Genomic DNA, 22,404 nt, shown 5'->3' on the forward strand with positions numbered 1-22,404 from the left:
GTATGTGATTTTCACGTCGGGGTCGACGGGTCGGCCGAAGGGTGTGGCGGTCTCGCATGAGGCTGTGGTGAATCAGTTGGTGTGGAAGAGGTCCGAGTTCGGGTTGGGTGTCGGTGATGTGGTGTTGCTCAAGACTGCGGCGACGTTCGATTTGTCGGTGTGGGAGTTCTGGTCGGCGTTGGTCTCGGGTGCGGCGGTGGTGGTGGCGTCGGTGGAGGGGCATCGGGATGCGGCGTATCTGCATGAGTTGATGGTGGCGGAGTCGGTGACGACGTTGCATGTGGTTCCGTCGATGTTGTCGGCGTTGTTGGCGGTGTCGGGTGGTGTGTTGTCGAGTTCGTTGGTGCGGGTGTTGGCGATCGGTGAGGCGTTGCCGGGGGCGACTGCGCAGTGGTTCCGTCGGGGTAATGCGGGTGCGTTGTTCAATTTGTATGGTCCGACGGAGGCTGCGGTGTCGGTGACGGTGCATGAGGTGGGGGCGGGTGATGTTGCGGGTGTGCCTATTGGTGTGCCGGAGTGGAATACGGGTGTGTTGGTGCTCGATGAGCGGTTGCATCCGGTGCCGGTGGGTGTGTCGGGTGAGTTGTATTTGGCGGGTGTGCAGTTGGCGCGTGGGTATGTGGGTCGGGTGGATTTGACGGCGGAGCGGTTTGTGGCGAATCCGTTTGTCGGTGTTGCGGGTGTGGGTGTGGGTTCTCGGTTGTATCGGACGGGCGATGTGGTGCGGTGGGGTGGTTCTGGTGAGTTGGAGTATGTGGGGCGTAGTGATTTTCAGGTGAAGGTGCGTGGTTTCCGGATCGAGTTGGGGGAGATCGAGTCGGCGTTGCGTGGGGTGGATGGGGTGGTCGATGTTGCGGTGGTTGCTCGGGTGGATGAGTTTGCGGGGGATCAGTTGGTGGCGTATGTGGTTGGTGGTGTGGGTGTGTCTTTGGATGTGGGTGAGGTGAAGGTGGCGTTGGGTGCGGTGGTGCCGTCGTACATGGTGCCGTCGGCGTTTGTGGTGTTGGATGCGTTGCCGTTGACGGTGAATGGGAAGTTGGATCGGGCGGCGTTGCCGGCTCCGGTGTTCGAGGCTGTGGTGTTTCGGGCTCCGTCGACTCCGGTGGAGGAGGCGGTGGCGCGGGTGTTTTCGGAGGTGTTGGGTGTTGATCGTGTGGGTGTCGATGATGATTTCTTTGCGTTGGGTGGTAATTCGTTGATTGCGACGCAGGTGGTGTCGCGGTTGGGTGTGGCGTTGGATGCGGTGGTGCCGGTGCGGTTGGTGTTCGAGGCGCCGTCGGTGGGTGGCTTGGCGGTTCGGGTGGAGCAGTCGGTGGGGTCGGGGGATCGGGTTGCGTTGGTGGCGCGGGAGCGTCCGGGTGTGGTGCCGTTGTCGTTGGCGCAGCAGCGGATGTGGTTCCTGAACCGCTTCGACACCGAATCCGCGGTCAACAACATCCCGGTGGCAGTGCGGCTGTCGGGGGCACTCGATATCGATGCCCTCAACGCGGCGGTGCGAGATGTACTCGCTCGCCACGAGTCCTTGCGCACCGTGTATCCGGAAACCGATGGGATTGCGGCGCAGGTGATTCTCACTGTCTTGGCTGCGGCACCGACACTGGTACCGCGACAGGTGGATCAGGCCGACATTTCTCGGCGTGTCGAGCAGGTCATTTCCGCTGGATTCGATGTCACCAGCGAATTGCCGATGCGAGGCGAGCTGTTCCAGGTAGGCGCGGACGAATACGTGCTCGTTCTGGTCGCGCACCATATTTCGGCCGACGGTTGGTCGATGGGTCCGTTGACGCGCGATGTGATGGTGGCGTATGCGGCGCGTTCTGCAGGTGAGGCGCCTGGTTGGGCTCCGTTGCCGGTGCAGTACGCCGATTACGCGCTGTGGCAGCGTGAGCTTCTCGGTAGCGAGGACGATCCGGATTCGATTGCCTCGCAGCAGGTGTCGTATTGGAAGAGCGCATTGGCCGGTTTGCCGGACGAGCTGAACCTTCCGACCGACCGATCTCGCCCATCGATTCGCACCTATGAGGGCGGGAAAGTCCCGTTCCGAATCGATGCCGAGCTACATCGTGCGTTACTCGACGTTGCTCGAACGACGGGAAGTACACTGTTCATGGTCGTGCACACCGCGATGGCGGTGTTCCTCGCCCGCATGTCCGGCACCGATGACATCGCCATCGGCGCGCCGATCGCAGGCCGTGGCCAGTCCGAACTGGACGACATGGTGGGCATGTTCGTCAATACCCTGGTATTGCGTACGCATGTCGAGTCGGAGCGGTCGTTCGCTGAAATTCTCGCCCGAGCAAAAGAAGCGGATCTACAGGCCTTTGCGCATGCGGATATTCCGTTCGAGCGGCTCGTGGAGGTGCTCAACCCCGAACGGTCGACCACCCGTCATCCGTTGTTCCAGGTAGCGCTCTCGTTCGAGAATCTGCCCTCGACCGATCTTCAGTTACCGAACCTGCATGTCAGTGGCGTTCCGTTCGAGGCCAACATCGCGAAGTTCGATCTATCGCTCACACTTCGCGAGCATGTCCTCGCAGGCGGCGACCTCGATGGCATCTCAGCCGAGTTCTCCTACGCCACAGACATGTTCGATGAGTCGACGATAAGCGGCTTCGCAGTGAGATTTGTCCGATTGCTCGACGACGCGGTGGCGGATCTGTCGAAGCCGGTCGGTGATTTGGCGCTTCTGGGTGCAGGTGAGGCCGGCGCTCTGACACATGCGCATGGCGGAGCAGTAGCCTCGGCCTCGACGCTGCAGGAGATATTGACGGGTGGAGTCGCCCTCGACCCCGATGCCGTAGCAGTCCGTATATCGGGTCGTTCGGTGACGTATCGCGAACTGGACGAGACTTCCTCGCAGTTCGCGCGCGTGTTGATCGGTCGCGGAGTCGGACCGGATACCGTCGCTGCTCTTGCGTTCTCGCGATCGTACGAAATGCTCGTGAGCGTCTGGGCCGTTGCCAAGGCCGGCGGCGCTCACCTGCCCGTCGACCCGAACTACCCGTCGGAGCGAATCGAGCACATGCTGTCCGATTCGGCGGCCGTCGTACGCATCACGGCGTCGGCGCACCTCGCTGCGTTGCCTGCCGGGAGTTGGATGTTGCTCGACGGAGACGAACTCCGCGAAGAGATAGCTGCGCAATCCAGCGATCCGGTCACCGATAGCGACCGCACCGCGACTTTGACAACCGATCACCCTGCTTACGTGATCTACACGTCGGGTTCGACGGGGCTGCCGAAGGGCGTCGTGGTCACCCACGCGAGTTTGCGAGGGGTACTGGATTCGGCGATCGACTTGTACGGTGTGAGCCCGGAGAGTCGATTCCTGCACATCTGTTCACCCAGCTTCGACCCCTCTGTCCTGGAATGGATGGTTGCTTTCGCTGCTGGTGCGCGGTTGGTGATTGTTCCTTCGGACGTGATCGGCGGCCCCGATCTGGCAGAGATATTGGTCTCGGAGAAAGTGACCCACTCGATCATCACGCCTGCGGTATTGGGGACGATGGATCCCGAGGGCATGGACAATCTTCGGGTTCTCTCCGTCGGTGGCGATGTGACCACCGCCGAACTGCTCGCTCGCTGGGCGCCGGGGCGCCGGTACTTCAACGGTTACGGCCCGACGGAGACCACGATCATCTCCTCGTTCGCCGAGCTCGAACCGGGGCGGCCGGTCACTATCGGTGCACCGGTTCGGGGTACATCGGCGCTGGTCCTGGACAGGCGACTGCGGCCCGTCCCGGCTGGGGTGGCAGGAGAGCTCTATCTTGCGGGCGAAGGGCTCGCTCGTGGCTACCACCAGCGGGGTTCCCTGACTGCAACCAGATTCGTTGCGGACCCGTATTCGAGTACGGGTGCGCGGATGTACCGCACCGGCGACCTCGTCAGGTGGACCGGACCGGAGGTTCGGGAACTCGAGTTCGTCGGGCGCTCGGACTTCCAGGTCAAGATTCGTGGTTTCCGCGTCGAGCTGGGAGAGGTCGACGCGGCACTTGCCGCGCACCCATCGGTGGCGTTCTCGGCCACCCTCGGCAAGGACCTGCCCTCTGGTGCAACAGTTCTCGTGTCCTACGTGATGCCCGCGGTCGGTGCCTCGGTGGATCCGGTTGCGGTAACGGAATTCGTGCGACGGACATTGCCGTCGCACATGGTGCCGTCGTCGATCGTGATTCTGGACGAGGTTCCCTTGACCCCGGTCGGCAAACTCGATCGCCGCGCTCTTCCTGAACCGGTGTTCGAAGAGCAGGCGTATCGGGCTGCCGAAACCGAGATCGAGGAGATCATCGCCGAGGTCTTCGCCGATGTGTTGCGCGTGCCGAGGGTGGGAGTGGACGAGTCCTTCTTCGCGCTCGGAGGCGACAGCATCGTCTCGATTCAGCTCGTGTCGCGGGCCAAAGCTCGAGGTGTCTCCTTCACTCCGCGTGATGTGTTCGAACGCAAGTCGGTTTCCGGTCTCGCTGAAGTAGCGGTCCGACTCGAGGACGCGGACCGTGCCACGGTCTTGTCCGAACTGCCGGGTGGCGGTGTCGGCTCGATGCCACTGACTCCGATCATGCACAAGGTGACGGAAGCCGGCGGGCGCTTGGATCGATTCTCCCAGTCGGTGTCGGTCGGACTGCCTGCAGAAATCGATATGGCTCTTCTTACGGCCACCTTGACCGCAATCGTCGATCACCACGACATGTTCAGGGCGGCATACGCGAACGGTGAAATGGCCGTTCGGGAACAGGGCAGCGTGGATGTGGGCGCGGCCATCGACAGGGTTCGCGTGGACGGTTCGATCTCGGGTGCTGATCTCGAGGCTCTGGCCTCCGACAGACTGTCCGCCGCGATGGGGCGTCTGAATCCGGCCACGGGTGCGATGATCCAGTTCGTCTGGTTCGATTTCAGCACCGGAACACCCACCGCAGGCGACACCGATACCGTCGAGGAAAGTCGACGCGGTGTGCTGCTCATCGTGGCCCATCACTTCGTGGTGGACGGTGTCACGTGGCGGATCCTGCTTCCTGATCTCGCAGTCGCGTGGTCGCAACTCGCTGCAGGGCAGCAGGTATCGCTGCCGGTCGTTGGCACCTCGATGCGTCGGTGGTCGCATGGGCTGATCCAGGCAGCCGCAGTGCCGTCGCGACGTCAGGAACTGCCGATCTGGAAGTCCTTGGCGAACTTCGACGATCCGCTGGTGGGTCGCAGGCCGTTCGATCCGACGGTCGATGTCGCGGGGACCGTCGAGCGTGTCGAGGTAGAGGTTTCGGCCGCCACTACCGATGCGCTACTGACTCGCGTGCCGCGCCTCTACCGAGGGGGCGTCAACGACGGGTTGCTGGCAACCCTGGCATTGGCAGTGGCGCGGTGGCGTCGAGATCGTGGAATCTCAACCACGAGTGCGCTGTTCGCACTGGAAGGGCATGGCCGCGAGGAAGCGGTCGTTCCCGGGGCCGATCTGTCGCGGACCATCGGTTGGTTCACCAGTGCTTATCCCTTGGCGCTCGATTTGGATGGAATCGACATCGACGACGCGTTCGCCGGCGGTGCGACCGTCGGTGCGGTGGTCAAGACAGTCAAGGAGCAAATTCACCGTGTGCCCGATCGTGGGATGGGGTACGGACTGCTGAAGTATCTCGACGACGAGACCGCCGCGGAACTGGAAACGGTCCCGTCCGGTCAGATCAGCTTCAATTATCTGGGCCGGATTTCTTCGGCCGAGATTCCGGCTGAGCTGGCGGACTTCGGATGGGCTCCGACGGGTGCCCTCGGATCTTTGACCGCCTCGATGGACGAAGACATGCCCGCCAACTCGACCATCGATATCAACGCCATCGTGACCGACGGCCCCGATGGTCCGAGATTGGGTGCTACGTTCGCGTTCCCCAACGGGCTTGTGGACCGCGCGGACGTTTCCGAGTTGGCTGCTCTGTGGACCGAGGCGATGGAAGCCCTGTCCGGTCACAGCCGTACCGCAGAGGCGGGTGGCCTGACGCCGTCGGACCTGACGTTGATCGAATCCACTCAGGACGAGATCGATTCGTGGGAGTCTGCCTACCGAGGCGTCGAAGACGTGTGGCCTCTGACTCCGCTGCAGTCCGGGCTGTTGTTCCACGCGATGATGACCGAATCGACGGTGGACGTCTACACGATGCAGGCTGTGCTGGACCTGTCCGGCGTCGTCGATACCGATCGGCTGCGGGCTTCCGGGCAGGCGTTGCTCGATCGCCACAGCAATCTCCGAGCCGCGTTCGTCTCCGACAGTGACGGCCGACCGGTTCAGGTGGTTCTCGGCGCTCTGGAACTCCCCTTCGACGAGATCGACCTGATGGATGTTGCCGAGGACTCTCGACGCGCGGAGGCGAAGCGGATTCTTGTTGCTGCTCAGGCCGAGCGCTTCGATATGTCCGCGCCACCGCTGATCAGGTTCACGCTGATCAAGGTCGCCGCGGACGCATGGCACCTGGGCATCACCAGTCACCACATCCTGCTCGACGGGTGGTCCATGCCGTTGCTCATGCAGGATCTGCTGATGCTGTACGCAGTCCGTGCCGACACGTCGGTGCTGCCCAGGGTACGACCGTTCCGGAACTTCCTGTCCTGGCTCGACGGCCGTGACCGAGAAGATTCGCTCGATCGATGGGCGGCCGCCTTCCACGGGGTGTCGGAACCGACGCTGCTCACCGAAAGCGCACGCCCCTCGGGGGCGGTGCCGGGGATCGGCAAGATCGAGGTCTCCCTGTCCGAGGAGCGCACAGCGGTGCTGACCGCGATGGCCTCGAATCTGGGTGTCACGGTCAATACTGTCGTGCAAGCTGCGTGGGGGATCCTTCTGGGGCGTCTCACCGGACGCGCGGATGTGGTCTTCGGGGCTACCGTTTCGGGACGCCCTGCCGACCTTGCAGGCGTCGAGTCGATGGTTGGACTCTTCATCAATACGCTGCCGGTTCGTGTAGATGTCGGAGACGGACACTCGCGGGCAGAGACTCTGATGCAGTTGCAAGGGCAGCAGGCGGATCTGCTCGATCACCACTACGTGGGTCTGACCGAGATTCAGCAGCGCATCGGTGTGGACCGATTGTTCGACACGCTCCTGGTGTTCGAGTCCTACCCCATCGACCGCGACGCGATCGCTGCGGCGAGTTCGGTCGATGGCTTGCAGATCACCGGGGTGGGCGTCGACGACGCCACGCATTACCCGTTGACGGTTCTGACCGTCGTCGAGGCAAGACTCGAGCTGACGTTCAAGTACCTGGACACAGTCCTCGACGGTCGGTACGTCACCGACCTGAGCCGGTGGTTCCTTCGAATTCTCGATGCGATGATCGACGACCCGACCGCACGAGTGGGGACGATCGACTTGTTGGATGCGAACGAACGAGAGCAGGTCGTCATGGCCTCGACCGATCTGGATTCGGGCACGCAGGGTGCGCGTCGATCCGTGGGCTCGGATATGCAGGTGCTTCCACAGGTCCTCGCGGAGATCGTGGAAGACGACCCGGAGGCTCCCGCGATGGTGTCCGGTGAGGACGAGATCAGCTACCGGGTGCTCGACGTCGCCTCGTCCAGACTTGCTCGATCGTTGATCGATCGAGGCGTCGGACCCGGAATGTCGGTTGTGGTGCACCTCCCTCGTTCGACGACGGCGATCGAGGCCTTGTGGGCAGTAGCCAAGACCGGTGCTGCGGTCATTCCCTCGCAGCCCGGGGCACACAGTTCGGTCGCCGAAGGCACCTTCGGTGTCACAGTCGAGCAGTACCGCGACACGGCACCGGCGGGTCCGACCTGGCTCGTCGTCGACGATCCCGAATTCGCCCGGGAAACAGCTTCCCGACCGCGGCATCCGGTCTCGTACTCGGACCGATTGCAGTCTCTGTCCGGAGATCACACTGCTCTCACGTTGTCTTCGGGTTCGCTCAGTCAGTCGGAATTGATGCTTCGTATCGCGGAGTACGCCGATCGATTCGAACTGGGATACGACGCCCGTAGCTTCCACTACGGGTCGTTCGATTCCGACGCGTCAATCTTCGAGGCCTTCGCGGTGACGTCGAGAGGTGGCGCGCTGATCATGGGCGAGCCGGACGTCGCCTCGGTGGCCGACCTGTTGTTCGACTCGTGGGCGACACACGCGTTCGTGCCGATCGAGGTACTCGAGCAGTCGGGTCCGGAGGATCTCGACGACCTGGTAGTCGTGATCGTCACAGATGGGCCCGCGACGGGTGATGCAGTCGAGGTATGGACGGACGGGCGGACCGTGACTCACATGTGACCCTCGACCTGCGCTGTGGGCTCGTGAGGTAACGGAATACGCCTGAAACCGGATAGATGTCCGAGGCGTGCGAACCCGGTCACGGTCGGCTCGAATCGATCGTGTGGCGGTGAGCTGAGCCGGGCTCGCTAAACTTGCTCTGCGCGTTCTACCCCGGGACGGCCGTTCGACAGTGGGCTGTCAGTTCAGCCATGTCTTTTCGGCGTCTCGGGGAGAGTCCGAGCCGAGACCATCGAACTTTTCGACAACGAAGGTGATCCGCATACATGACGTTCCGTACCCGGCCAGATCGAACACAGGGCTCGACGACATGAGTGCGAGTGAATCCCGCAGTCGGGTCGACGGTGCTACCCGTGGAAGCGGTCGCCGGTCACGAGGAGAACGTCCCAGCCGTCGCCACGGCGTCCGGACAGAGCTACTTCCGCAGCTGCTGACGAGTGCCGTCGAAACAGCAGGCGATTCGATTGCGCTGATGTCCTCAGGAATCTCGCTCAGCTACCGCGAGCTCGACGAACGGTCGTCGAAGCTGGCCAGAGCGCTCATCGAACGAGGGGTCGGTCCCGGCGACCGAGTCGCGCTGGCTCTTCCGAGGTCGGTCGAATCCGTCCTCGCGGTGTGGGCAGTCGCCAAAAGCGGAGCGGCATTCGTACCGGTGGATCCGAATTATCCTCCCGATCGAACACAGCACATGGTGACCGATTCGGGAGCCGTACTCGGTCTCACCCTCGAATCGTTCGCAGCAGGCCTTCCCAGCGGTGTCGACTGGCTCGCGCTGGACGAGCCGAGCCTTGCAGCGGCCGTCGAGTGTTACCCAGCGCACCCGATCTCCTATGCGGATCGGGTGCGACCACTGCTCGAGTCGCATGCGGCCTACATCATCTACACGTCCGGATCGACAGGGCTGCCCAAGGGCGTCGTGGTGACCCATTCCGGTCTCGGACCGCTCGTGGCGGCGGAGCGACCGCACTATGGTCTCTCATCCGACTCTCGGATGCTGCACGTCTGTTCGCCCAGTTTCGACGTGTCGGTCCTCGAATTACTGCTCGCGTTCACCTCCGGCGCGACGCTCGTGGTGGCTCCGCCGTCGATCGGGGGCGGCGAGGAATTGGCCGATCTGCTCCGTGAGAAGCAGGTCACTCACGTACTCATCACGCCGGGAGCGCTGGGTTCGGTCGACCCGAACGGCCTTCCCGACCTCGAAGCGGTCGTCGTGGCCGGCGACACCTTCACCGGTGAACTGGTGACGAGATGGGTCGGCGCCGAACGAGGCGCGGGATTGCCGCAGCGACTGTTCTTCAACGGTTATGGACCTACCGAAGCGACCATCCTGGCAACAAGTACGGTGCCTCTAGTGGTGGGCGAAGCGCCGGTCATCGGCACACCGATCCCAGGTGTCGGTGCATTCGTGCTCGACAACCGGCTCCGTCCAGTTCCGGCAGGAGTCAGTGGCGAGCTCTACCTAGCGGGTGCGCAGCTCGCCGAGGGATACAACAAGCGATCAGCGTTGACTTCGGAACGATTCGTCGCCAATCCGTTCCCCGAAGCGACGGCAACCGGGCAGAATGCCTCGGGAACCGGCACCCGCTTGTATCGCACCGGAGATGTCGTCCGACGTGACTCCGAGGGCATCATCCACTACCTCGGCCGTAGTGACTTTCAGGTCAAGATTCGTGGCTTCCGGATCGAGTTGGGTGAAGTCGACAGCACGCTCGCCACTCATCCGCATGTGCAGTTCGCTGCTACCGTCGGCCGCGAACTTCCGTCCGGTGAAACAGCATTGGTGTCGTACGTACAACCCACTGCAGGTGTGGACTTCGACACCGACGAGCTTGTCGAACACCTCGGCCGCACGTTGCCCGCACACATGATTCCGGCCCAGATCATCGAGCTGGATTCGGTTCCGCTCACTCCGGTCGGCAAGCTCGACCGGGCAGCATTACCGGAGCCGGTCTTTGCCGGCAAGGAATTCGTGGCGCCGGTCACCGAGTTGGAGATAACTGTCGCAGAGATCTTTGCCGAGGTGCTCGGAGTCGAGCGCGTCGGCAGAACCGACTCGTTCCTCGATCTGGGCGGAAACTCCCTCGTTGCAACCCGGTTGGTTGCGCGTCTCGGCGCGGCCCTGGACGTCAAAGTGCCGGTTCCGCTGCTCTTCGGAAATCCAGCTGTCGGTGACCTCGCTCGTGAGATCGAGTTGCGATCACTTGGTGACGCACATGCTGCTCTGGCTCCACGCGACCGGCCCGACCGGATTCCGCTCTCGCTCGCCCAGCAGCGGATGTGGTTCCTGAACAGATTCGATACCGCATCCGCGGTGAACAATATCCCGGTTGCGATTCGGTTGTCCGGCCGGCTCGATACGAGCGCGTTGTTCCATTCCATCCGCGACCTGATCGAACGACACGAATCTCTTCGAACGTCGTACCCGGACCACGACGGCGTCGGATTTCAGAGCATCGGTTCCGTGGACGACGTTCTTGCAGAGCTCACTCCGGTCATCGTCGATCCGGATGATGTCACCGCCGTTGTGATGGATACGGTGTCGAGCGGATTCGATGTCACAACCCAAGTGCCCCTTCGGGTGCGGCTGCTCCAGGTCTCGGCCGAGGAGCACATTCTGGTTTTCGTGGTACATCACATCTCCGGCGACGGAGTTTCGATGGGGCCCCTGACTCGCGACGTAATGACGGCATATCACGCCCGAACGCAGAACACGGTGCCCGACCTCGCGCCGTTACCCGTTCAGTACGCGGACTACACCCTGTGGCAGCGCGACATACTCGGATCCGAACTAGAGTCGGATTCGGTCATCTCCGATCAGATCGAGTACTGGACGAAGGCGTTGGCGGACCTTCCGACGGAGCTATCGCTGCCGTTCGATCGCCCCCGGCCTGCGGTCGCGTCGAATCTCGGTGCCACACATACGTTCACAATCGATGCCGATACGCATCGGCAGATGCGGTCTTTGGCGACGGCATCGGGCGCCAGCGTGTTCATGGTTGTTCACGCGGCACTCGCCGTGTTGCTGTCACGGCTTTCGGACTCCACCGATATCGTCGTGGGCACACCCGTAGCGGGTCGCGGTGACGAGGCCCTCGACAACCTCATCGGCATGTTCGTCAATACGCTCGTGCTTCGTACCGATACCTCGCCGAACCTCCGTTTCCGTGAACTGTTGGACGCCGCACGTGGGGTGGATCTCGAGGCGTTTGCTCATGCCGATCTGCCGTTCGAGCGGCTGGTGGAGATTCTGGATCCAGAACGAAGTGCTGCACGCCACCCGATATTTCAGGTCATGTTGACCTACCAGAACATGGAGCCGTCTCGGTTCGCCCTGCCGGACCTGACCGTGACGGGCGTGGACCTCGACGTCGCGATAGCCAAGTTCGATCTGCAATTGGCTATCACCGAGATGGCGTCGGACACTGGTGGCGAAGGCCCGCTGGCTGTCGAATTGACCTATGCGCGCGAGGTTTTCGACGACGCAACTGCTGTCAGTTTTGCTCGCCGGCTGACCGCGATAGTCAGCGCAGTAGTCGCGGATGCCGATGTGGTGATCGGCGATATCGAGATCGTGGACGAGGCCGAGCGTGCGGCGCTGAGCGCTGAGGGCACCGAACTCGTCGATGTCGGTGATGCAACGCTCGTGGCGCGGTTCGATGCTGCCGTACGCGCGAACCCGGGGGCGCCCGCCGTCACCAGTGGCGATGTCACCCTTACCTATGCGGAGCTGGACGGCAAAGCAAATCGGATTGCACGGGCGTTGTCGGCGACCGGTGTGCGACCGGAAAGCCTGGTAGCTGTGGCGCTGCCGCGGTCGGCAGATCTGATCGCGGCGATTCTCGGGGTTCTGAAAGCCGGTGCGGGGTACCTCCCGATCGACACGAGCAACCCGCTCGATCGCATCTCGTACATTCTCGGGGATGCAGTCCCCGGTGCCGTGATCACGTCACAGGCGGAACTCGACTCGATCGGCGCGTTCGACTGTCCCATGGTCGACGTCGATTCCGCGTTGGTCACCGAGCTCGACGGATCCGCACTCTCCGGTTCCGAGCTGCCGAGAAGTGCTTCCGCCGACAACGTCGCGTATGTCATCTACACATCCGGTTCGACTGGACTCCCGAAGGGTGTTGCAGTCACCCACCGAAACGTCACAACGCTGTTCGCGGCCGCGGCGCAGCGGTTCGAGTTCAGCAGCGAAGACGTATGGACCATGTTCCATTCCTACGCATTCGACTTCTCCGTCTGGGAGATCTGGGGACCGTTGCTGTCCGGTGGACGGCTGGTGACAGTGGACTACTACACCTCTCGCTCGCCCGAGAAGTTCCTCGAACTGCTCGCACGTGAAAGCGTCACCGTACTCAATCAGACACCGTCGGCATTCGCTCAGCTGGCTGAGGCGGAACGTTCGGCGGGGGACCGTGCACCGTCGCTTTCCCTGCGCTACATAGTGTTCGGCGGCGAGGCGCTCGATTTGAGCTCGTTGGAGCGTTGGTATGCCCGTCATCCGAACGGTCCACAATTGGTCAACATGTACGGCATCACCGAGACCACCGTGCACGTGTCCTTCCTGGCTCTCTCTCGGGAGGCAGCGCACAGGGCGCGAGCAAGCGTGATCGGCGACGCGTTGCCAGGGTTGACGGTTCGTGTTCTCGATTCGCGGCTGGGCCTCGCACCCGTCGGCGTGGCAGGAGAGCTGTACGTGAGCGGCGGACAACTTGCCCGCGGTTACCTCGGCAAGTCGGCACTCACCTCGACTCGGTTCGTGGCCGACCCGCTCGGACCGAGTGGAACGGTGATGTACCGGACCGGCGACCGAGGCCGCTGGAATACTGGTGGACAGCTCGAATATGCCGGGCGCAGTGATTCTCAGGTTCAGCTGCGTGGGTTCCGCATCGAACTCGGTGAAGTCGAATCGGCTTTGCTCCGAGATCCCGACGTCGCCCAGGCGGTGGCGATGGTTCGACGAGACCTGCGTCAGGGCGCCGACACCGAAGGCCGTGCGGGTGAGTCTCTCGTCGCGTACGTCGTGCCCTCGGCTGGAGCGTCCATCGACATCAACCGATTGCGTTCTGTTGCAGCACAATTCTTGACCACTTACATGGTGCCGGATCTGATCGAAATCCTGGACGAATTGCCGTTGACGGTCAATGGCAAGCTGGACCATCGGGCACTGCCGGTCCCGGTGTACGCATCGGGGTCACCCTTTCGTGCGCCGGGCACACCTGCCGAAAAGGCAGTCGCCGAAGTATTCGCAACGGTTCTTTCCCAGGAGGTGGTCGGGGCGGACGACTCCTTCTTCGAGCTCGGCGGCAATTCGCTCGATGCAACCCGCGTCATAGCCAGGCTGAATGCGGCACTCGACAGTGATGTGTCCGTTCGAGAGCTGTTCGAAGCTCCGACTGTGGCAGCTCTGGCGTCGTGCGCCAGTCGTCATCTCGGTGTAGGTGGCCGAAGGACGCTGGTTGCTGCCGAACGTCCCGAGCGAATTCCGCTTTCGCTTGCCCAGCAACGGATGTGGTTCCTCAACCGCCTCGATCCAGGCTCGTCGGTGTACAACATTCCACTGGCGATCCGACTGGCCGGTGAACTCGATCTCGAGGCACTCGACAGTGCCATCCGCGATGTGATCGACAGGCATGAGAGCCTGCGAACGAGTTATCCGACCGACGCGGACGGCCCATTTCAGCAGATAGGCGAAGTCGCCGATGTCGGACTCGACCTTGCACCGATTGCATGTGCGAGCGAAACCGAACTGATCGATCGGGTTCGCGGCACCATCTCACGTGGCTTCGATGTGTCCACCGACATACCGGTCAGGGCCGAACTGTTCGCGCTCACCGAAACCGATCATGTGCTTGCAGTATCGGTTCATCACATTTCGGCAGACGGGGTGTCCATGGCACCTCTCGCACGAGATGTGATGACGGCGTACGTCGCACGGATCTCCGGTTCGGCCCCTGCCTGGGCTCCGCTGACCGTGCAGTACGCGGACTATGCGCTGTGGCAGCACGACGTACTGGGTGACGCAGAGCAGGCCGACTCGATCGCAGCCGGTCAACTCCGTTTTTGGACGGAACAACTGGTGGGTGTTCCGGACGAGCTGGATCTGTCTACAGACCGGCCGCGTCCGCCCCAGCAGTCGATGCGCGGACGATCCTGGGCCACGTCGCTGACTCCGGAGCTGACCGATTCGCTGAACCGGATCGCGCGGGCCAACAATGCATCGTTGTTCATGGTGGTGCATAGCGCGCTTGCAGTCCTGTTGGCTCGGATGAGCGGCGGACGCGACATCGTGATCGGCACTGCAGTGGCCGGTCGTGGTGACGCCGCGCTCGATGGGCTGGTCGGAATGTTCGTCAACACGCTCGCCCTGCGGGTGGACGTCGATCCCGCGGATCGATTCGATGACCTTCTCGACCGAGTTCGGAGCGTCGACCTCGGGGCTTTCGCCAACGCGGACGTCCCCTTCGAGAGGGTAGTCGACGCAGTGTCCCCGACCCGCTCGGTCGCCCGACATCCGATCTTCCAGGTGGTTCTGTCGCTACAGAATCAGGAGCAGGCCACACTCGAACTTCCAGGTTTGTCCATCTCGGTTCTCGACGGCGCCGAACTGGCGGCCAAGTTCGATCTTCAGGTCACGGTCGAACGCGTGGGCGATCGGTTACAGGTCGTGTTCACTTATGCGACAGATCTGTTCGACGAAGACTCGATTTCGCGCTTCGGGGAGCGTTTCACCCTGGTGCTCGACGCGATTGCCGGCAGCACCGAGGTGATCGTCGGTGACATCGACATCCAATCCGATACGGAGGTCGAGCAAGGGCATGTTCTGACAGCTGCACCGTCGGTCGATGTCGCAGCAACCGTCGGTGTGGAAGGGGCAGCCCTCGCCCAAGTGTTGCGCGCTGTGGTCGACGAAGACCCCGACGCGCCTGCCATCTCGATCGGCGATGTCGACATCACTTTCGGCGAGGTGGACGAACGGTCTTCGCAGCTGGCACGTGAGCTGATCTCGCGGGGTGTGGGACCTGGGGACGCGGTCGTCGTCGCCATCGAGCGGTCGGTCGAGCAGATTGTCACGCTCTGGGCTGTTGCCAAAAGCGGTGGTGCAGTAGCGGGCCCCATGTCGAGTACCGCGGTCTTGAGTATCGCGTCAACGGTAGAGGCGGTCGAGAGTTCGGTCGGCGAGTGGATCGTGCTGAGTGATGACTCGGTGATCAGGACCCTTGCCGAGCGATCCTCGCGCCCAGTGGCGTATTCGGAACGAGTGCGACTTCTTCGCCCAGATGATCCGTTCGCCTTCTTCGATGGGGTCGACCCACCTCTCTGCCACGGCGAAGTCGTCACGATCGCAGAGTCGCTACGAGGACTCCTCGGGGTGAGTTTCGAATCGCGTACGTACGGGACCGCGAGGTTCGGCACCAGATGGTCTCTGCTGGAGTTTGCGCTTGCAGCGTCAGCAGGCTCGGCGATGGTCGTGTCGGCGCCTGGTGAGCCCGAGGATCCCGCGGCCGTGATCGGCGAGCAATGGGTGACCCATGCGTTCGTCTCTCGTGCCCAGAGTGCGGCCCTGGAAGAAGGTATCGAGGCGGAAGACCTCGTGTCCGTCATTCTCACCGAGAATCCGGTCGATACGGAGCTTCCGGCGTCGGAGTCCAGTTCAGGCTGGACGATCTTCGGCTGACCGGCCGGCCGCCCTGCACGAGCGCATCGCGGCAGCGTGTGAACACTCGCGGAAACCTGCACTGTGATTGTTTCTTGCACGTTTGTCGTGCGTACACTTCTATCTCGGTTGCATTTCGGCCAATAAACCAGTGCAATTCGGTAATAGAAGGCGTCAACATAGTCAGTGGTGCCGATAGCCGAAAATAGTGCGGCCCGCCGCTCGCGCTCAGAACGCATTGCGGGGCCTGTCGGGGTCAGGTGGCCCTGTTCACGCAGGGCGCGAGTGACGGCAGATCGGTGGGCGCTTGGTAGCCTTCAGAGTAGATTCAGGACTTGTAAAACAGACTTTTCATTTTGATTGGGTCACAAATTTCCGCTATAACAGCGCAATCACGACACAATCTCGACGCTGAGTCAGTCCGTATCCCGACCGATTGCGAGGTACTGCCCACCGATGAATGCGAAAAACCCGAACTCGGGCGACATCGAATCCGACGTCGCCCCTGATCTGTCGCCCGCAGGACCGGTGAGATCCGGTCGATCCAGCGGGCGTAACAAGGACAGGCGCAAGCCTCGCACTCGTAGGGCGCGCGTTGCTCTTCTGCCGGATTTGTTGGCGGCGGCGGTGGAGCGGAGCCCAGAATCGTCGGCGGTGGTGTGTGGGTCTGCTGAGATCTCCTATCGGGTGTTGGATTCGCGGTCCTCGCGGTTGGCTCGGGTGTTGGTGGCTTCGGGCGTGGAGGTAGACGGGTTCGTCGGTGTGGCGTTGCCGCGGTCGGTGGATTCGGTGGTGTCGGTGTGGGGTGTGGCCAAGTCCGGTAGTGCTGTGGTGCCGTTCGATCCGGGGTATCCGGCGGAGCGGTTGGAGCGGATGGTGGTGGATTCGGGTGTGCGGATCGGTGTGACGGTGCGTGAGTTCGTGGGGTTGTTGCCGTCGAGTGTGGAGTGGATCGTGCTGGATGACCCGGCAGTGGAGGTGTCATTGGCATCGGTGTCGGGTGATCCGCTCACGGCGGTGGATCGGATCGGTCGGTTGCGGGCGGAGTCGGCTGCCTATGTCGTGTATACCTCGGGGTCTACTGGAGTTCCGAAGGGTGTGGTGGTGACGCAGGCGGGGTTGGCCAATTTCGCGGTGGAGCAGCGTGATCGGTATGGGTTGACCGGGGAGTCGCGGACGCTGCATTTCGCGTCTCCGAGTTTCGATGCGTCGATGTTGGAGTTGTTGTTGGCGGTGGGTGCGTCGTCGACGATGGTGGTGGCGGAGGCGTCGGTGTTCGGTGGGGTGGAGTTGTGGGAGTTGTTGGTTTCGGAGCGGGTGTCGCATGCGTTTGTAACTCCGGCTGCGTTGGCGTCGGTGGACCCGGAGGGGTTGGTCGATCTTCGAGTTGTGGTGGTGGGTGGCGAGGCTTGGTCACCTGATTTGTTGGGTCGGTGGGCGGTGGAGCGTGGTGGCGGTGTTGGTGTTCGTGAGTTTTTCAATGGTTATGGTCCGACGGAGACGACGATCATGTCCAATATTTCGGATGCGTTGGTGGCGGGGGACGTGGTGTCGATCGGTGCGCCGATCCGCGGGATGTCCGCCGCCGTACTCGATGATCGGTTGCGTCCCGTGCTCGGCGGCGCGAAAGGCGAACTGTACCTGTGGGGCCCCGGTGTGGCGCGTGGCTACCACAGTCGCATGGGGCTCACAGCAGGACGATTCGTAGCCAATCCTCTGGTCGATGACGGCACACGGATGTATCGCACGGGCGATGTCATTCGCCGCCTGCCCGATTCGCACGATATCGAGTACGTGGGGCGCAGTGATTTTCAGGTGAAGGTGCGTGGTTTCCGGATCGAGCTGGGCGAGATCGATGCTGTCTTGACCTCGCATCCGGGGGTCGAGTTCGCGGTGACGGTCGCGCGTTCGGGGGAGCAGGGAGTGGCGGGTGCGACGGTGCTGGTGTCGTATGTGTTGCCTGCGGTGGGTACGGATCTGGATGTTACGGAGATTCGGGGGTGGGTGAAGGAGCGGTTGCCGCGACACATGGTGCCTTCGCAGGTGGTCGCTCTCGACGAGTTGCCGTTGACTCCGGTGGGGAAGTTGGACCGTGCTGCTTTGCCGGAGCCTGCCGCTGTGGTGCGCCAGTTCCGCGCGCCGGTGTCGGAGTCGGAGTCCGTGGTGGCGAGTGTGTTCGAGGATGTGCTCGATGTCGATCGGGTGGGGCTCGACGACGACTTCTTCGAGTTGGGCGGCAACTCACTCATTGCAACGCAGGTTGCGTCGCGATTGAGTTCGGCGCTCGGGCGCGCGGTGTCGGTCCGAACTCTGTTCGAGAGCTCGTCCGTGGGATCACTCGCCGCATCGGTGCACGATGCTTCGGAGATCGTCCAGCGGCAACCGCTGACGATGTCCGAACGTCCTTCTCGTATCCCGCTGTCCCTTGCGCAGCAACGGTATTGGTTCCTCAATCAGTTCGACACCTCGTCGGTGGTTGACAACATCCCGATCGCGGTACGGCTGTCGGGAGCTCTCGACGTCGCGGCACTTCAGACCGCCGTCGCAGACGTCGTCGACCGGCACGAGGTACTTCGAACCCTGTACCCGAACGAGCCGCTCGGTCCTTCGCAATCGGTTCTGCCTGCGGGGAGCGCCGTTCCCGACCTGACGCCAGTGTCAGTGCGACCCGAGGACGTTCCTTCCCGTGTGCGCGAGGCAGTGACGAGACAGTTCGACGTCACCGAGGCGCCACCGGTATTCGTCAGGCTGTATGCCGTCGATCAGGCGAGCAGCGATCGCAACGGTGAGTACGTGTTGGTGATCGTCGTACATCACATCAGTGCGGACGGATCCTCTCTCCCCGTGCTCGTGCGGGACGTCATGCTGGCATATTCGGCTCGTGCAGCCGGACATGCTCCGCAGTGGTCGCCGTTGCCAGTGCGCTACGCCGACTTCGCTCTGTGGCAGCGTGAAGTGCTCGGCGACGAGTCCGATCCCGACTCGATGCTCAGTACACAGATCGCATACTGGCAGAAGCACCTACGCGGAGTCGCTCCCGTGATGGACCTGCCTACCGATCGGCGCCGACCCGAACAGCAGTCGTTTGCAGGCGCGGTAGTGCGTACGACCCTCACCGACGAGGTACACCGAACTCTCGTCAGTGTCGCGCACGCGCACGAGGCCTCACTGTTCATGGTCGTCCACACGGCTTTGGCAGCATTCCTGAGTCGGATGAGCAATTCCGGCGACGTCGTCGTGGGTACTCCCATCGCAGGTCGTGTCGATCAAGCGCTGGACGGACTCATCGGCATGTTCGTCAACACCCTCGTGCTCAGGACTCAGGTCGACTCGAGTGCCAGCTTCGCGGAGGCGCTCGCCGACGTACGGGACGTGGATCTCGCGGCATTCGCGCATTCGGATGTGCCCTTCGAGCGCGTCGTCGAAGCCATCAATCCACCACGATCCTCCGAATACAGCCCACTCTTTCAGGTCGGCTTCTCGTTTCAGAACATCGCACAGGAGGCGCTCGAGCTTCCGGATCTGGCCGTTCGGCCGGTAGAATTCGAATCGAACGTTGCCAAGTCCGATGTGCACTTCACCATCACCGAAAGTCCGGCACGCAGTGGCGATTCTGTGTTCGGTATCGAACTGGCATATGCCACAGATCTTTTCGACGAGAGTACGGCGCAATCGATGCTCGATCGATTCGTACGCGTCCTCGACGCCGTGGCCGTAAATCCACTGGTGCTGATCGGCGACATCGCACTGATGACCGAGCCCGAACGTCGATCGATGGTGTTCTCCGCTACTCGGACGGCGCATCCGGTCGGTGAGTCGACTTTGATGTCGATGTACGAGGCGCGAGTGGCCGAAACCCCGGACGCCGAAGCTGTTGTTGCCGAAGGGCAACGAATGACGTTCCGGCAGTTCGATTCGCGGGTCAACGCGACGGCTCGATACCTGATCGATCGTGGAATCGGACCGGAGTCGAGTGTCGCACTGTCGATCCCACGAGGTGTCGACCTGTTGGTGGTTATGTATGCGGTAGTCAAGACCGGTGCCGCTTACGTTCCACTCGATAGTGAGCATCCGGCGGATCGCAACGCCTACATCGTCGAGACCGCCGCGCCTGCGCTTCTCGTCACCGGTCCGGGTGACAGCGGAAACTGGCAGAGCACGGCACCGACGGTGTCGGTGGACGAGATCGACTCCTCCGAGTACTCCGACGGGCCCCTCGACGACTCCGAGCGTCCCGCGCCGGTGCGACCGGACAACACGGCTTACGTTATTTTCACCTCTGGGTCGACCGGAAAGCCCAAGGGCGTGGCGGTCTCCCACCGAGCGATCGTCAATCAGTTGCAGTGGCTGCGTGCCAACTTCCATACGGGGCCCGGCGATGTCGTGCTGATACACACCGCGGTCACGTTCGATGTATCCGTGTGGGAATACTGGGGTGCGCTCGCTGCAGGAAGCGCGGTAGTCATTGCCGCTCCCCGATCACATCCGGATCCTGCTTATCTTCTCGGCTTGATGCGCTCGGAGAATGTGACGACCCTCGGTGTGGTGCCGGCGATGCTGAACACCCTTCTGATGCAGGCCGAAGGTGTACTGCCCCGATCCATCCTGCGCGTCTACGCTATCGGGGAGGAGCTTGCCGCGGGGCTCGCACAGTGGTTCCGCCGAGGCAACGAGGGAAAGCTCTTCAATCTCTACGGGCCGACCGAGGCCGCGGTGTCAGTGACCTGTCACGAGGTTGTGTCGGAAGATGTCGGCGGCGTGCCGATCGGCCGTCCGATGTGGAACACCGGCACTCTCGTGTTGGATTCCCGAATGAACCTCGTTCCGGCAGGAGTCGGCGGAGATCTGTACCTCACCGGCGTCCAACTGGCGCGCGGATACACCTCACGAACGGCACTGACTGCCGAGCGTTTCGTCGCCGATCCGTTCGGACCGAACGGATCCCGAATGTACCGAACCGGTGATCTCGCCCGATGGAATCGCGAAGGTGAGCTCGAGTACCTCGGTCGATCGGACGAGCAGGTGAAGGTACACGGCTACCGGATCGAGCTGGGCGAGATCGAGTCGGTACTTCGCACCCACCCTGACGTGACCGAGGCAGCCGTCGTCGCGCGAGAGGACGGAAATTCGGGTCACCGGCTGGTTGCCTACGTCGTTCCGGGGGCAGATCGATCGATCGATCGAGACTCGCTGCAGGCGCTGGCAGCCGAGGAGTTGCCGTCGTACATGAAGCCCGCAGCCATTGTCGTTCTCGATCGACTTCCATTGAATCCGAGCGGCAAGGTGGATCGTCGGGCCCTTCCCGATCCCGTATTCGACAAGGTGCACTACAAGGCGCCGAGCAGTGAGACCGAAGCTCTGGTTGCACGGGTGTTCGCCGATACTCTCGGCACCGAGGACGTCGGCGTGGATGACGACTTCTTCGATCTCGGTGGCAACTCGATGGTCGCCGTCCGAATTGTGGGCGCGCTGAGTTCGGCGGTAGGTCACGATGTACCTCTTCCCTGGGTTTTCGGAAGTTCGACACCCGCAGAGCTGGCCGCACGCATCGACCGCGAACCTGCGACGTCGAGTGCCGGACGCGTTACCGGCGGACCACTCGACGTTCTCGTCACGCTCCGTGAGGGAAGCGCGGACCAGGCGCTTTTCTGCTTCCATCCGATCACGGGCACCGCGTGGGCGTTCGCAGGATTGGCGCCGCACCTCGATGCCGATCGGCCTGTCTACGGTCTTCAATCTCCAGCTCTGTCCGGTGCTGCACTCCCGACCTCGATCGAGGACTGGGCCGAGCTGTACGTAAACGAGATTCGCGCCGTACAGCCGGTCGGGCCCTACCACCTGCTCGGATGGTCGATGGGTGGTGTGATTGCGCACGCAGCTGCGGTTCGGCTTCGTACCTTGGGGGAGAGCGTCGAGACGCTCGCCGTGATGGATGCGACCCTCGGTACGGCCGAAGGTCGTACGACGGCGATACCGACAATGGCCGATCTTGTGGGTGAGTTCGGTGGGGAAACAGATCGCGATGTCGCAGATTTCGATGTACAGGCCGCGGTGGATCTGGTTGCGACCCTGCCGCCACCTTTCGACTCGTTGACCCGAGAACGGATCCAGATCATTTTTGGCGGGATTCGGCACTCCGCCGAACTCTTGGAGGCATATCGGCCGAGTAGCTTCGACGGGGATCTGCTGTACTTCACCGCCGAACTCGACGACCCCTCGGGCGAGTCGGGCGCGTCTACCTGGAAGTCGGCTGTCGACCCCGAAAATATCGTCAACTACCCAGTGGAGACGACCCACTGGAAGATGGCCTCGCACACATCGTTGGAGTTGATCGGACCGATACTGAACAAGTGGGTCCTCGGCGGTCGCTGATTCGCCGGGGGACTTCGTGCACGATCGCGGGGGCACGTACTCTGGTTTTTCATTCGAGTGAATGATTTTTCCGGCCATAACAGCCTTCGTGCCCGTTATGACCCTCGGTAACATCTGCTTGTCC

General features: G+C 62.4%; 3 protein-coding genes. All 3 read left to right on the top strand.

Annotated features, from left to right (window positions below):
• The first annotated feature begins 4 nt into the window (after positions 1-4).
• The 3 genes from BJI47_RS06580 to BJI47_RS06590 all read left to right on the top strand — a co-directional run bounded on the left by BJI47_RS06580 (position 5) and on the right by BJI47_RS06590 (position 22,280).
• Positions 5-8,248: a non-ribosomal peptide synthetase gene (locus BJI47_RS06580; RefSeq protein WP_254900430.1), complete on the top strand. Its 8,244-nt coding sequence runs from the start codon at positions 5-7 to the stop codon at positions 8,246-8,248.
• Positions 8,249-8,558: 310 nt separating this feature from the next.
• Entirely contained in the window at positions 8,559-15,929 is a 7,371-nt protein-coding gene (locus tag BJI47_RS06585) for a non-ribosomal peptide synthetase (protein ID WP_088943057.1), read from the top strand.
• 435 nt (positions 15,930-16,364) lie between these two features.
• Complete coding sequence (locus BJI47_RS06590) at positions 16,365-22,280, top strand: non-ribosomal peptide synthetase (protein WP_088942991.1); 5,916 nt, start codon at positions 16,365-16,367, stop codon at positions 22,278-22,280.
• The last annotated feature ends 124 nt before the right edge of the window (positions 22,281-22,404 follow it).

Origin of the sequence: Rhodococcus sp. 1168 (genome assembly GCF_002091955.1) — a bacterium.
Lineage (GTDB): Bacteria > Actinomycetota > Actinomycetes > Mycobacteriales > Mycobacteriaceae > Rhodococcoides.

Bases quoted from the DNA above. Each gene is read 5' to 3' on its own strand.
- BJI47_RS06585 (WP_088943057.1), top strand. From the start codon at position 8,559: ATGAGTGCGAGTGAATCCCGCAGTCGGGTCGACGGTGCTACCCGTGGA.
- BJI47_RS06590 (WP_088942991.1), top strand. From the start codon at position 16,365: ATGAATGCGAAAAACCCGAACTCGGGCGACATCGAATCCGACGTCGCC.